This window comes from Brevibacillus laterosporus (assembly GCA_007833815.1).
Taxonomy (GTDB): domain Bacteria; phylum Bacillota; class Bacilli; order Brevibacillales; family Brevibacillaceae; genus Brevibacillus_B; species Brevibacillus_B laterosporus_D.
On record CP033464.1, the window covers coordinates 1,807,501 to 1,821,436 of the forward strand.

Annotated in this window: 10 protein-coding genes, 12 tRNA genes and 1 rRNA gene (1 of these 23 cut by a window edge); 21 read left to right on the forward strand and 2 right to left on the reverse strand. The window is 42.6% G+C overall.

Annotation, left to right across the window (positions count from 1 at the left end):
* The 14 genes from EEL30_10185 to EEL30_10250 form a co-directional block, all read left to right on the forward strand.
* A 23S ribosomal RNA gene (locus EEL30_10185) occupies window positions 1–2,033 on the forward strand (it extends 900 nt beyond the left edge of the window).
* A gap of 60 nt (window positions 2,034–2,093) precedes the next feature.
* A tRNA-Asn gene (locus EEL30_10190) sits at window positions 2,094–2,168 on the forward strand.
* A gap of 3 nt (window positions 2,169–2,171) precedes the next feature.
* Window positions 2,172–2,264: transfer RNA gene (locus EEL30_10195), tRNA-Ser, on the forward strand.
* 6 nt (window positions 2,265–2,270) lie between these two features.
* Window positions 2,271–2,347 (forward strand) — tRNA-Glu (locus EEL30_10200).
* Window positions 2,348–2,356: 9 nt separating this feature from the next.
* Window positions 2,357–2,432: transfer RNA gene (locus EEL30_10205), tRNA-Val, on the forward strand.
* An 18-nt stretch (window positions 2,433–2,450) separates the two neighbouring features.
* Window positions 2,451–2,527, forward strand: a tRNA-Met gene (locus EEL30_10210).
* Window positions 2,528–2,533: 6 nt separating this feature from the next.
* Window positions 2,534–2,610: transfer RNA gene (locus tag EEL30_10215), tRNA-Asp, on the forward strand.
* 30 nt (window positions 2,611–2,640) lie between these two features.
* Window positions 2,641–2,716 (forward strand) — tRNA-Phe (locus EEL30_10220).
* Between the two features lie 9 nt (window positions 2,717–2,725).
* A tRNA-Trp gene (locus EEL30_10225) sits at window positions 2,726–2,799 on the forward strand.
* Window positions 2,800–2,815: 16 nt separating this feature from the next.
* Window positions 2,816–2,891, forward strand: a tRNA-His gene (locus tag EEL30_10230).
* A 9-nt stretch (window positions 2,892–2,900) separates the two neighbouring features.
* A tRNA-Gly gene (locus EEL30_10235) sits at window positions 2,901–2,976 on the forward strand.
* A 5-nt stretch (window positions 2,977–2,981) separates the two neighbouring features.
* Window positions 2,982–3,055: transfer RNA gene (locus EEL30_10240), tRNA-Cys, on the forward strand.
* 113 nt (window positions 3,056–3,168) lie between these two features.
* Window positions 3,169–3,251 (forward strand) — tRNA-Leu (locus tag EEL30_10245).
* A gap of 137 nt (window positions 3,252–3,388) precedes the next feature.
* Window positions 3,389–4,726, forward strand: coding sequence for a permease (locus tag EEL30_10250; GenBank protein QDX92656.1), 1,338 nt, complete (start codon window positions 3,389–3,391; stop codon window positions 4,724–4,726).
* Window positions 4,727–4,746: 20 nt separating this feature from the next.
* Here the strand turns inward: EEL30_10250 and EEL30_10255 are convergent, their stop codons facing one another.
* Complete coding sequence (locus EEL30_10255) at window positions 4,747–5,421, reverse strand: hypothetical protein (GenBank protein ID QDX92657.1); 675 nt, start codon at window positions 5,419–5,421, stop codon at window positions 4,747–4,749.
* A gap of 299 nt (window positions 5,422–5,720) precedes the next feature.
* Between EEL30_10255 and EEL30_10260 the strand changes: the two genes are divergently transcribed.
* The 6 genes from EEL30_10260 (at window position 5,721) to EEL30_10285 (ending at window position 10,621) form a co-directional block, all read left to right on the forward strand.
* Complete coding sequence (locus EEL30_10260; protein QDX92658.1) at window positions 5,721–6,155, forward strand: ribonuclease HI; 435 nt, start codon at window positions 5,721–5,723, stop codon at window positions 6,153–6,155.
* A complete protein-coding gene (gene queG, locus EEL30_10265) occupies window positions 6,152–7,330 on the forward strand; it encodes a tRNA epoxyqueuosine(34) reductase QueG (protein ID QDX92659.1) in 1,179 nt (392 codons plus the stop codon). Before EEL30_10260 ends, queG begins: the two co-directional genes overlap by 4 nt.
* Window positions 7,331–7,350: 20 nt before the next feature.
* On the forward strand, window positions 7,351–7,890 hold the full coding sequence (locus EEL30_10270) for a methylated-DNA--[protein]-cysteine S-methyltransferase (protein ID QDX92660.1): 540 nt from the start codon (window positions 7,351–7,353) through the stop codon (window positions 7,888–7,890).
* Window positions 7,891–8,050: 160 nt separating this feature from the next.
* Window positions 8,051–9,082: a hydrolase gene (locus EEL30_10275; GenBank protein QDX92661.1), complete on the forward strand. Its 1,032-nt coding sequence runs from the start codon at window positions 8,051–8,053 to the stop codon at window positions 9,080–9,082.
* Between the two features lie 266 nt (window positions 9,083–9,348).
* On the forward strand, window positions 9,349–9,822 hold the full coding sequence (locus EEL30_10280; protein QDX92662.1) for a tRNA (cytidine(34)-2'-O)-methyltransferase: 474 nt from the start codon (window positions 9,349–9,351) through the stop codon (window positions 9,820–9,822).
* A gap of 67 nt (window positions 9,823–9,889) precedes the next feature.
* Entirely contained in the window at window positions 9,890–10,621 is a 732-nt protein-coding gene (locus EEL30_10285; GenBank protein QDX92663.1) for an HAD family hydrolase, read from the forward strand.
* A gap of 375 nt (window positions 10,622–10,996) precedes the next feature.
* Here EEL30_10285 and EEL30_10290 read toward each other — a convergent pair whose 3' ends face one another.
* Entirely contained in the window at window positions 10,997–11,458 is a 462-nt protein-coding gene (locus tag EEL30_10290; GenBank protein ID QDX92664.1) for a DUF523 domain-containing protein, read from the reverse strand.
* Between the two features lie 568 nt (window positions 11,459–12,026).
* Between EEL30_10290 and EEL30_10295 the strand changes: the two genes are divergently transcribed.
* Window positions 12,027–13,925, forward strand: coding sequence for a PrkA family serine protein kinase (locus EEL30_10295; GenBank protein ID QDX92665.1), 1,899 nt, complete (start codon window positions 12,027–12,029; stop codon window positions 13,923–13,925).
* Window positions 13,926–13,936 lie beyond the last annotated feature (11 nt).

Genomic DNA, 13,936 nt, shown 5'->3' on the forward strand with positions numbered 1-13,936 from the left:
CTTGGAGGTAGAGCACTGATTGGACTAGGGGCCCTCATCGGGTTACCGAATTCAGTCAAACTCCGAATGCCAAGTACTTATATCCGGGAGTCAGACGGTGAGTGCTAAGATCCATCGTCAAAAGGGAAACAGCCCAGACCATCAGCTAAGGCCCCCAAGTGTATGTTAAGTGGGAAACGATGTGGAGTTGCCCAGACAACCAGGATGTTGGCTTAGAAGCAGCCACCATTTAAAGAGTGCGTAATAGCTCACTGGTCGAGTGACTCTGCGCGGAAAATGTAACGGGGCTAAACATACCGCCGAAGCTATGGCAGTCCTTATGGACTGGGTAGGGGAGCGTTCCAAGCAGCAGTGAAGCCGTATCGTAAGGAGCGGTGGAGCGCTTGGAAGTGAGAATGCCGGTGTAAGTAGCGAAAAGACAAGTGAGAATCTTGTCCACCGAAAGCCTAAGGTTTCCTGGGGAAGGCTCGTCCTCCCAGGGTTAGTCGGGACCTAAGCTGAGGCCGAAAGGCGTAGGCGATGGACAACTGGTTGATATTCCAGTACCACCTCTGTTCCGTTTGAGCAATGGCGTGACGCAGGAGGATAGGGTGAGCGGCCTATTGGATGGCCGTCTAAGCAGTAAGTGTGGTGTGTAGGCAAATCCGCACACCAGTAAGCACAAGCTGTGATGGCGAGGGAAATTATAGTACCGAAGTCCCTGATTTCACACTGCCAAGAAAAGCGTCTAGCGAGGAACAAGGTGCCCGTACCGCAAACCGACACAGGTAGGCGAGGAGAGAATCCTAAGGTGCGCGGGATAACTCTTGCTAAGGAACTCGGCAAAATGGCCCCGTAACTTCGGGAGAAGGGGCGCCTCGGTAGGGTTTATAGCCCGAGGAGGCCGCAGTGAAAAGGCCCAAGCGACTGTTTAGCAAAAACACAGGTCTCTGCGAAGCCGCAAGGCGAAGTATAGGGGCTGACGCCTGCCCGGTGCTGGAAGGTTAAGGGGATGGGTTAGCGTAAGCGAAGCTTTGAACCGAAGCCCCAGTAAACGGCGGCCGTAACTATAACGGTCCTAAGGTAGCGAAATTCCTTGTCGGGTAAGTTCCGACCCGCACGAAAGGCGTAACGACTTGGGCGCTGTCTCGGCAAGAGACCCGGTGAAATCATAATACCTGTGAAGATGCAGGTTACCCGCGACAAGACGGAAAGACCCCATGGAGCTTTACTGTAGCCTGGTATTGAAACTTTGTGCATCATGTACAGAATAGGTGGGAAGCTGTGAAGCGAGGGCGCCAGCCTTCGTGGAGCTGTCGTTGGGATACCACCCTTGATGTACGGAGTTTCTAACTTGCCGCCCTTATCGGGTGGAAGGACCATGCCAGGTGGGCAGTTTGACTGGGGCGGTCGCCTCCTAAAGAGTAACGGAGGCGCCCAAAGGTTCCCTCAGAATGGTCGGAAATCATTCGTAGAGTGTAAAGGCACAAGGGAGCTTGACTGCGAGACCTACAAGTCGAGCAGGGACGAAAGTCGGGCTTAGTGATCCGGTGGTTCCGCATGGAAGGGCCATCGCTCAACGGATAAAAGCTACCCTGGGGATAACAGGCTTATCTCCCCCAAGAGTCCACATCGACGGGGAGGTTTGGCACCTCGATGTCGGCTCATCGCATCCTGGGGCTGAAGTAGGTCCCAAGGGTTGGGCTGTTCGCCCATTAAAGCGGTACGCGAGCTGGGTTCAGAACGTCGTGAGACAGTTCGGTCCCTATCTGTCGCGGGCGTAGGAAGTTTGAGGAGAGCTGTCCTTAGTACGAGAGGACCGGGATGGACGCACCCCTGGTGCACCAGTTGTCACGCCAGTGGCACAGCTGGGTAGCTATGTGCGGACGGGATAAGCGCTGAAAGCATCTAAGCGTGAAGCCCCCTTCAAGATGAGACTTCCCATAGCGCAAGCTAGTAAGACCCCTCATAGACGATGAGGTTGATAGGTTCGGTGTGGAAGTGCAGTAATGCATGGAGCTGACGAATACTAATCGGTCGAGGACTTATCCACATTGCCTTTATGCTGACTTTCATTATCCAGTTTTGAAAGAACAACCTTTCTTTCATACTGTTCCTCAGTAGCTCAATGGTGGAGCAACCGGCTGTTAACCGGTAGGCTGGCGGTTCGAGTCCGTCCTGAGGAGCCATATGGATGGATGTCCGAGCGGCCGAAGGAGCACGATTGGAAATCGTGTAGGCGGGGTCAACTCGTCTCGTGGGTTCAAATCCCACTCCATCCGCCATAATTAGGCCCGTTGGTGAAGCGGTTTAACACAGCAGCCTTTCACGCTGTCATACAGGGGTTCGAATCCCCTACGGGTCACCATATATCTTCGGAGGATTAGCTCAGCTGGGAGAGCATCTGCCTTACAAGCAGAGGGTCGGCGGTTCGATCCCGTCATCCTCCACCATTTTTATTTTCATATTGTCGCGGGGTGGAGCAGCTCGGTAGCTCGTCGGGCTCATAACCCGAAGGTCGCAGGTTCAAATCCTGTCCCCGCAACCAAATTTTGGAGCTGTGGTGAAGTTGGAGTTCACGCCGGTCTGTCACACCGGAGGTCGCGGGTTCGAGTCCCGTCAGCTCCGCCATTTCTTATTTAGAATATGGCAATCATGTTTGGCTCGGTAGCTCAGTCGGTAGAGCAGAGGACTGAAAATCCTCGTGTCGGCGGTTCGATTCCGTCCCGAGCCACCTTTATTGTGTAGGGGCATAGTTTAATGGTAGAACAAAAGTCTCCAAAACTTTTGGTGTGGGTTCAATTCCTACTGCCCCTGCCATTATAATTTTTTTATGGCGGTCGTGGCGAAGTGGTTAACGCATCGGATTGTGGCTCCGACACTCGTGGGTTCGATTCCCATCGATCGCCCCATTTTTTTATGCGGATGTAGCTCAATTGGTAGAGCGTCGCCTTGCCAAGGCGAAGGTCGCGGGTTCGAGACCCGTCGTCCGCTCCATCTATGGAGGTATAGCCAAGTGGTAAGGCACGGGTCTGCAAAACCCTTATCCCCGGTTCAAATCCGGGTACCTCCTCCATTTAAGTTCTTACATATTTTTTATGAAGATATTAGCAGTATATGTTGATTTACATAGATAAATATGATAGAATGCTAGAGTAAGAAAATGTAATGACATTTGCAATATAACATGCCGGTATGGCGGAATTGGCAGACGCGCGCGACTCAAAATCGTGAGGGAAACCGTGGGGGTTCAAGTCCCTCTACCGGCACCATATGTAAAGGAAATGCTTTCTTCATTTTGAAGAGGGCATTTTTTTTATTGACTTATTGCTACTTATAACACATGTTATTTTGTATTGGATAATAGCACAGAGTAGTTTGGAGTAAAGAGGAAGGAGGGGAAGACGCTGTGAAGTATGGCTTAAATAGTACACCACCTTGGAAGGTAACAATACCGGCAGCTGTACAGTGGTTTATTGTAACTCTTTCATGTAGTATTGCGGTCCCTATTGTAATTGGTGAAGTTTATGGATTAAGTGAGACCCAAACAGCTTTGTTTATTCAACAAACTTTGTTTTATATTGGATTAGCTTCTCTCATTCAGGCCTGGATCGGGCATAGATACCCTATGATGGAGGCTCCTGCAGGGTTATGGTGGAGTATTTTTCTGATGTTGGCCCAAATAGGTGCCACCATGGGATTGGCTCCAATGGAAATAGGACAATCCTTTCAAGTAGGTATGGTCATTTCAGGTTTGATCTTTTTAATTCTAGGTTTCACGGGTTCCATAAGTAAGTTACAAAAACTATTTACTCCTTCTGTAACAGGTACTTATATGATTTTACTAGCAATATCACTAGCTAGCAATTTTATTAAAGGGATGCTAGGGGTAGGTTATCATGGTGCAACTACTGTGCTTCCTAACATTGCATTGGCTTCTATTGTTATTATTATGATTGTTTTACTTTGTCAAAAAATAAAAGCTATCGCTAGTTTTGCTGTATTAATCGGGATGTTAGCAGGTTGGGTAACATATGCCTTATTGGGATGGACAGATCCTATTAGAGAGTCATCTGCTTTGATAACCTTACCACGTTTGTTTTTCTGGGGACCTTTTCACTGGGATCTGGGAATTGTGGTGACGTGTGTTCTCACCACTTTAATTCTTTTAACTAATTTAATTACTAGCATAGCTGTTATTGGGGAAGCAACTAAAGAAAAGGCAGAAAAGAAACACTTTGATAAAGGTGGGGTATTTACAGGTGTGTCTCATCTAATTTCTGGTTTGGCAGGGGTTGTGGGGATGATACCACTTACACTAGCTGCGGCATTTATACAAACTACAAAGATTGCATCCAGACTGCCATTTATTTTAGCTATGTCTTTTATGATGATGATCGGTTTGATGCCCTCAATCTCCAATGTACTAGCGACATTGCCAACACCAGTCGCATATGCGGCTATGTTTGTGACGTATGCCCAAATCCTAGGATTTGGTTTGCGAGATTTTAAAAGACTTCCTTTTAATGAACGAACTATTATTGTGGTAGGTTGTTCTTTGTTATTAGGATTGGGTATCATGTTCATTTCCCCCGATGCATGGGGTACATTACATCCTATGCTAAGTTTTTTATGTAGTAATGGACTATTAGTCGGGGTGCTTCTGGTTTTGTTATTGGAGCACGTTATCTATCCTAATGGTGCTGTGCAAACTGTAGATACAAAAAAAGACGAATCTGCTTCCTAGGCAATTCGTCTTTTTTTGTATCATTTTGTTGAAATAATAGCTGATTCAGCAACATCGCCGCTATTTATTTCGATCATCATTCTGGCAGAGGAACCAATGATTTTTTCCTGTTCATTTGGTGATACATTTGGTGGAACAAAGATGATCTGTAATAGCTCCGTACTATCTACTGACACACTCGTCCGAAGAGAATCAACAATGGGACTACCAAAGGCTCCATTTTCATCAGCTAAAATAATTTTGCCTTTCATAGTAACATCACGACCATTTAGAGCTGGATACGTATCATTTTCTGTGCCTAATTGACAACGTATCGGAAGTTGTAATTTGTGAACATCATATAGACCAAAAGGAAGAAAATGTATAAGAGACAAAAAATTATTGATATCTACAGCAGAATTTACCCAGTGAAATGGATTTCCTTGTAAAATCCGTCGTAGCAACGCCTCAGAAGAAGGGCGATATCGAGTAGGATCAATACCTAATTTTTTAAATCCTCCACGCCAAGAGCTTAGATTAGGTATATCCTTTAGGGTTTCGAGAGAATGTTCTAAACGAAGAGACTCGATAAAATAATTCATGCGACCCATTAGCATTTTGGGAGAGGTAGAGAGTGACATCCCCGAATAATGAATCATACCTAAAGAAAATCCTGGGAGCTTCTCTAACAGAGTAGCATCAATGGTTACATACATGAAAAGGCTCCTTTCCAAATAAAACCTTATGGGAATAGTATATCACAGTGCTAAGAGACTTATAAAATACATCTATAACAGCGAAAACTTTTCGTACACCAGATGAAATGCAGTATTCCTTCCATTTAATCATGGTAAAATGAAAAGCCAATAACAGGTATGGAAAAGGAAGGAAAAACAGTTTGTTTTTACGCAACGGATCACGTAACATGAGGAATAGATTTTATTGAAATATTTTTGTGAAAGGCTCTGTCCTTTTGTACAATAGATATAGGAATCAAGGAGGTAACAGAACGACGATGAAGGAAGTTACGATTTATACAGACGGAGCATGCTCGGGTAACCCAGGTCCAGGTGGATGGGGTGCAGTTCTATTTTATGGTGAACATAAAAAAGAAATGTCAGGATATGCTGAACAAACAACGAATAATCGAATGGAACTACAGGCTGTTATTGAAGCACTTAAGGTTCTTAAAGAGCCCTGCAAAGTTACTATATATAGTGATAGTGCCTATGTTGTGAACTGTTTTCAGCAACGATGGCATGTAGGTTGGGTACAGCGAGGATGGAAGAACAGTAAAAACCAACCTGTAGAGAATCAGGAGCTATGGAAAGAACTTCTGTCATTCATGGAGGTACACCAAGTCAGTTATGTAAAAGTAAAGGGTCATGCAGACAATGAATGGAATAATCGTTGTGACGAATTGGCTACGGGAGCGATTAAACACCGGTGAAGTCAACTCTAGACCCAACATACTGGCAACGATTAAAAGAAACCATTCAACGATATGCAGCAGAAATAGGTATTGATAAAATTGGATTTACCTCAGCAGATCCCTTTTTAGAATTAAAAGACAGATTGATCGTCCATCGGGAAAAAGGATATGAGTCAGGATTTGAAGAGAAGGATATTAATAAGCGTGTGTATCCGGAGCTCACTCTTGAGGGGGCACGTTCTATTATCGCTATTGCTATTGCCTATCCATCCAAAATGACCAATTTTCCTAAATCAGAGCCTGAGGCATATAGAGGAATTCTGGCTCGTTCCGCATGGGGATTGGACTACCATCATGTTTTACGTGATAAATTAAATCGACTTGCTGATTTTATTCAAGAACTGGAACCAGATGCACGCTTAGAATCTATGGTAGATACGGGTGTGCTGTCTGATCGTGCTGTAGCTGAGAGAGCAGGAATAGGGTGGGTAGGAAAAAATTGTTCCATCATTACTCCAGAATTCGGTTCTTATGTCTATCTGGGAGAGATGATTACGAACCTCCCATTCCCATCTGATCAGCCGATAGAAGATCAGTGTGGTGATTGTACGCTTTGTTTGGATACATGCCCTACTCAGGCTTTAGTTCAAGGTGGACAACTAAATTCACAGCGATGTGTAGCTTTTCTGACACAAGTCAAAAATGAAATCCCAGAAGAATTTCGAGAAAAAATAGGAAATAGATTGTATGGCTGTGACACCTGTCAAACGACATGTCCTAAAAATAAAGGTATGAACTTTACGCATCATCCAGAGACTTTACCAGACCCAGAATTAGTTAAGCCTTTGTTAAAACCTTTACTTACAATTGGCAACAAAGAGTTTAAGGAAAGATTCGGAACTTCTTCTGCTGCTTGGCGTGGTAAAAAGCCTATACAAAGAAATGCGATTTTGGGTTTAGCACATTTTAGAGATAAGTCAGCAGTTCCAGACTTAATTGAGCTTTTACACAAAGATACTCGTCCAGTAATCCGTGTGACTTCTGCTTGGGCATTAGGGCGGATTGGTGGAGAGTTAGCAATGGAAGCATTAGAACTAGCATGCCAGAAGGAACAAGATGAGTCTGTGTTGCCTGAGATACAAAAAGCAATAAAAAAGTTAGAAAGTAAAAACCGTGAGCAACAAGGCTCTTAAACAAAAGGGAGAGAGTAAGGATGAATGTACTACATTACTCTTATATGGATGCACCCATTGGAGGATTAACTTTAGTAACTAATAATATAGGTGTCTGTTATATCCAATTTGGACAAGATGAAACAAGCATGCATGCCATCCATAACTGGGCAAAGAAATGGGAGTATACCCTATCTGATCAGCCCACTCCAGAAAAACATCAAGAGCTTCATCAACAACTGCATGATTATTTCCAAGGAAAACGTCAAACATTTACTTTACAAATAGACCTTCACGGAACAGTGTTCCAGAAAAAGGTATGGCATGCATTACTTGACATTCCATACGGTGAGACACGCTCTTATAAAGATATTGCATGTAGTATTGGATCAGAAAAGGCAGTAAGAGCAGTAGGGGGAGCTAATAACAAAAATCCTGTTTCATTACTTGTTCCGTGCCATCGAGTAATTGGGGCGGGTGGATCATTGGTCGGATATGGCGGTGGGTTATCTATAAAGGAGCAACTTCTTTCACTAGAAGGAGCATTACCGACAGTTCGAAAACAAGAAAGAGTTAAATAGGGTTTACCAACTGTATGAGCTATAATTATGTGATTGTTCATGGGTCAAGTCTCCTATCCATATACTTATCAATAGATGCTAGTTGCTCGATCAAGAGTGCTATAAACTTTGAGAAGTCTTGATCGGAAGCGTACATCCCGAAATGGAAGGGAGCATACGTATGGCTGGAGAAACTTGGAGGAATGAAGTAGACCAATATCTTGGAGAAATAGACAAGGCACTCATAAACTTTAATTTTTCTATTTCGTCTAAACAAATGAATGTCACAGAAAAAACAAAGAAAGCTCTTAGGTGTTGGCAAGCAGAATGGCTTCGATGGAAGGACACACAAGACGATTCAGGAAGCTGTTCATTACAGGCTGTCCACACAAAGTTAACCCCCATTTATGTGGCTTTGTTCTCGTCAAATGTTACGGTATCAGGTCTTCTTCACAGAAGGATTTATTACAGATCTAATCCCTCTGCGTCCCTTGAGTTTTATGAAATGCAAACCACCGAACAGATTAAATTAATCACTGCTGATGGGGATATTTGGAAATTCGAACAAGTGTGGGGTATGCCTATGCCATTATTCCATGGTGGCAATAATTCCAACTCTTCATATCCAATGAATAACGAAGAGACGAAAGTTTCCTTAGATGATAATGTCCCCATTACTAACGTAGAATCAGCTGTCCATCCTGTTGTTTTGTCCTATGGCTATAATCGAGAAGCTGCTGTTGCCTATGCAAATAGGTATTGGGAAACACCCAACCCAGCGTATCCTTATTTTCAAGATGATTGTACGAATTTTATTTCTCAATGCTTACATGCAGGGGGAATCCCTATGATTTTTACCAATAATAGGGCAAAAGGATGGTGGTATCGTCATCGGAATGAAGGCTGGAGTTTTAGCTGGGCGATTGCAAATAGTTTAGAATCATTGTTGGCTAAAGGGGGAGCTCCATTTTACGCCCAACAAAGAGAAACTCCGCAAGAATTGGAGATTGGCGACATCATTTGCTATGATTTTACTGGGGACGGAAGATGGGATCACAATACGATTGTGGTAGCAAAAGACGAGCAGGGATTTCCTTTAGTGAACGCGCACACGTTTAATGCGCAGTATCGTTTCTGGGAGTACCTAGATTCTACTGCCTACACCCCTTCTATTAAGTACCGTTACTTTCATGTGATGGCTGTCGGAAATTGAAACTTCACTTGGGTTTACTAAATCATCTAGGATGGAAGAACGTCACAATAAAGCCTTTTAGAACCATAAAAAATCTAGAACCATAAAAAATTTGGAGTTAAAACCTCTGGGCATGGTCAAAAACCTTAAAGAGTAGTTTGCTTCTTTTGAGATTGGGGTGGGGAGCTGTTCTTTAGGGTTTTCTTACTGAAGTTTTTCAAAATATATCGAAATGACCCTTTATACGATAATATGATAGTGAGTTAGTTGGAGGAGAGATAACGTCTATGTCTTTACACATCGTACTACATGAACCATTAATTCCAGCCAATACAGGGAATATTGCTAGAACTTGCGCGGCAACTGGGGTTCATCTGCATCTAATACGTCCGCTTGGCTTTTCAACCGATGACAAAGCTCTTAAACGAGCGGGGTTGGATTACTGGCATGCAGTAAACATCAGTTACTACGACAATTTTGAGCATTTTGCTCATGTACATGAGCATAAAACTGATCGCTTTTTCTTTGTAGAGACAAATGGGACAAGACCTTATAGTGAGATAGACTTTCAGCCTGGAGATTTTATTATCTTGGGTAAGGAAACCAGTGGCATCCCGCAAGAAATTATGGATAGATACAACCCCAATCAAATTGTCCGTATCCCTATGGGTGGAGCAACTAGGTCCATGAATTTATCCAATTGTGCTGCCATTGTTACTTTCGAAGGACTACGACAGATTGGGTTTCCAGGACTAGAATAAGCCAAATTATAGAAGGCCTGATTTAGAGATTAAGTAAAAATATAGGAACGGAAAAGAGGAGAAATACATGTCACAGGCAAGCACAGTATTTTTTGATTTAGATGGAACCCTATTAGAAATGCATACAGATCAGTTTGTAGAGAATTATTTAAAAGAATTAGCCGTGTTTGTTGGCGATAAATTCGAAGCAAAGCAGTTGATTGGTTGGCTATGGGGATCCACGAAAGCGATGATTATTAACAAAGAAGCTGATAAAACGAACGAACAGATATTTATTGAGAATTTTGTACAACTGAGTAGTATGAAACAAGAAGATGTATGGCCTATCTTTGAAAAATTTTATGTAGAACTATTTCCGAGTTTGTCACACTACACTAATCCATCTCCTTGGGGTAAAAAATTAGTGGAAGCAGCTAAAGAGGCAGGTTATCGAGTGGCTGTTACAACCAATCCCGTTTTTCCTAAAGAAGCTATCTATGGAAGATTAGCTTGGCTTGAGCTGACTCCAGAGGATTTTGAATGGGTAACGGTGTACGAGACATCCCACTTCACAAAGCCAAATGTAGAGTATTATCGAGAGGTTTGCGATCGTTTGCAAGTAGAACCTGAAGAGTGCATTATGGTGGGGAATCATATGCAGGAAGACATGGTGGCCAGCCAATTAGGCCTAAAAACCTTTTTGGTGACTAACTATATGGAAGATCGAGGGGAGCCTACTTATCAGGTAGACCAGCGGGGAACGATAGAGGAATTATATCAAGCAATTACAAAGCGTAAAGGTGTATTTGCTAAAGCTTGATAAGAAAATAATAGAAACGTGAACAAAGAAAAGAGAAAACACATAAAAGGAACGAAGAAATAGAAGAAGAAAAGAACTAATAAGAAAAAAGAAGAGAAAAAGCAAAAGCAAAAGCATAAGAAAGAAAAAAGCAAAAAGAAAAAGAAGAAAACAAGATACAGAAATAAATAAAGTGAATTGAAGTAATAAAGCAAATTAACATGAATAAAACGAATCAAAATAATGGCTCAAAACAAGTCTAATATATTTGATTCGACTAAAACAAAACGGCTATAAAAAAATGCTAATAAGGAATATACAACTAAAGCAGGACCATATGAAGGAAAGCCTAAGCTGCCAAACAATCAGGCAGCTTTTTTGTGTATAAATTTCTTTTCAAAGTTCGATAACATCACTTAATTCATTTTCTGAAATGACAATAAAGCCTTCTTGGCGTAATAAGGCTGACGTCACTCCTTGTCCAGGAATACGTTGATTGGAAAAATGCCCATTGTAAATATTATGGCTACCACAGGATGGGCTGTTTTCTTTTAAAACAAGATGGGTTGCTTGATATTGTTTAGCAAGCTGAAGAGTTTGATAAGCCCCGTCAATGTATAAATGGGTTACATCACGTCCTGATTTCTCCACAACCTTTGCTGTGCCCCGTAAGACATCGTCTCCATTGCCCCCCACGATCTCTGCTGACTCTCGTGGTGTAATGAAGCCGCCGAGTAGTTCAGGGCAAACCGTGACTGCTTTGTTTTGAGTGACTAATTCTTTCACCTTTTCGTCAAGGCTGTGGCTACCGTTATAACGGCAATTGAGTCCAGCTAGACAGGAGCTGACGAGAAGCATGTTTGCTTCACCTTTCTTTTCCTTATTATAAAAATAACCAGCACAAGTTCACAAAAATGTGTGGCTCGTCTGGTTATCAAAGCGTTGAGGAATCTGGAAACGTATAAGAATTTGGAAGCGCATAAGATTCTAAAGACGCATAAGATTTTAAAAAACCATAAGATTCCAGAATCGTACAGACCTGCCTACTTTACATGTTCCAGGTCTTATCCTCGTTATAACCCGCCGTCAAGATGAAGAATAGAAAGACGACGAATACTCCACCAACAATAAACGTACCCATAGAGTAGAGCTCCTTTCTTTACTGTAGTACATCCATTATAACGTAGACTGACTTTTTTGCCTATTGCATGACTTGACAGAATTGTTTCAGCTTTCACAAAAACTTCTAGGTACTTTGAGCGAAACATGATGGGCACATCTGCATACTCTTAGGAGAGAACCTTATTTTCACCTGATATTTCGAGTTCTTCCAAGAATGTAGAAAAATATCGGGACATATATTTGTTTGTCGAGATAACCTAATTTGCGAGTGAAGAATTGGTCGGTATAGGGAGGAGTGACTTGCATGGATATTTTAAAAAGAATTGCAGAGCACCGGGCCCGTGAAGAAAAGTTAACGTGGAAAGGCACGTTTGCTGAATATCTTGAGCTTGTCCGCAAACATCCACAGATTGCACAGACAGCTCATTCACGTGTCTACAACATGATCAAAAGCCATGGAATCGAAGGGAATGAAGACGGCAGCAGAAGTTATAAATTTTTCGGACGCGAAATCTATGGTTTGGATCGTAGTGTTGAGCGACTGGTTGAGGAGTATTTCCATTCTGCGGCAAGAAGATTGGATGTAAGAAAAAGAATCCTGTTGCTAATGGGGCCGGTCAGTGGGGGAAAATCGACAATCGTAACGATGCTCAAGCGTGGTTTGGAGGAGTATTCCCGTACAGATGAAGGTGCAATTTATGCCTTAGATGGCTGCCCTATGCAAGAAGAACCCCTCCATTTGATTCCCAATGAACTACGTCCTGAATTTGAGCAAGAATTTGGTGTGAAGATTGAAGGAGAGCTTACTCCTTACAACAGGATGCGATTAGAAACAGAATATGGTGGTCGAATGGAAGATTTCCCTGTGACGCGAATCTTCTTTTCCGAGTCAAAACGAGTGGGGATTGGTACCTTTAGTCCATCTGATCCGAAATCGCAAGACATCGCTGATTTAACCGGGACTATAGATTTTTCCACGATCACGAAGTATGGTTCTGAGTCTGATCCTCGTGCCTATCGTTTTGATGGGGAACTAAACAAAGCGAATCGTGGTGTCATGGAATTCCAAGAGATGCTGAAATGCGATGAAAAATTCCTGTGGCACTTATTGTCATTGACTCAAGAAGGCAATTTTAAAGCGGGAAGATTCGCTTTAATTTCGGCTGATGAGCTTATAATTGCTCATACAAACGAAACGGAATACAAAACCTTTATCGGAAATAAAAAGAATGAAGCATTACAGTCTAGAATGATTGTCATGCCAGTTCCTTACAATCTGCGGGTAGCAGAAGAAGAAAAGATTTATGATAAATTAATTAAGCAATCTGATTTAGGCCATGTTCATATTGCTCCACATGCGCTATATACGGCGGCCATTTTTTCTATTTTAACCCGTTTAAAAGAGTCCAAGAAACAAGGCGCTGATCTATTAAAGAAATTACGTTTGTATAATGGTGAATCGGTTGAAGGCTTCAAAGGCTCTGACATCGAGGAATTACGTAATGAGCATGTGGATGAGGGAATGTCTGGAATTGATCCTCGTTATGTCATAAACCGGATTTCCAGTGCACTCATTCGTCGTGATACTGAGTCTATTAATGCCTTGGATATTTTGCGGGCATTAAAAGAAGGGCTCGATCAGCATGCTTCCATTAGCAAGGAACAGCGAGAGCGTTACTTAAATTTCATCTCTATCGCACGTAAAGAGTACGATGAGATTGCGAAAAAAGAAGTTCAGAAGGCTTTTGTGTACAGCTATGAGGAATCAGCTAAAACCATGATGGATAATTATCTGGATAATGTTGAGGCGTATTGCAACTCTAACCGCTTACGTGATCCAGTAACAGGTGAAGAATTGGAACCAGATGAACGTCTCATGCGGTCTATTGAAGAGCAGATTGGTATTTCTGAAAATGCCAAACGTGCATTCCGTGAAGAGATTCTTATTCGGATATCAGCTTATGCGCGTAAAGGTAAACGTTTTGACTACAACACGCATGATCGTCTGCGGGAAGCGATTGAGAAAAAATTATTTGCAGATTTAAAAGATGTGGTTAAAATAACAACCTCCACGAAAACACCAGATGAGCATCAATTGAAGAAAGTGAATGAAGTGACACGTCGTTTGGTTGAAGAACACGGATATACGCCAATTTCAGCAAATGAACTGCTGCGTTATGTGGGTAGTTTGCTGAATCGATAGGAGGGGGAATG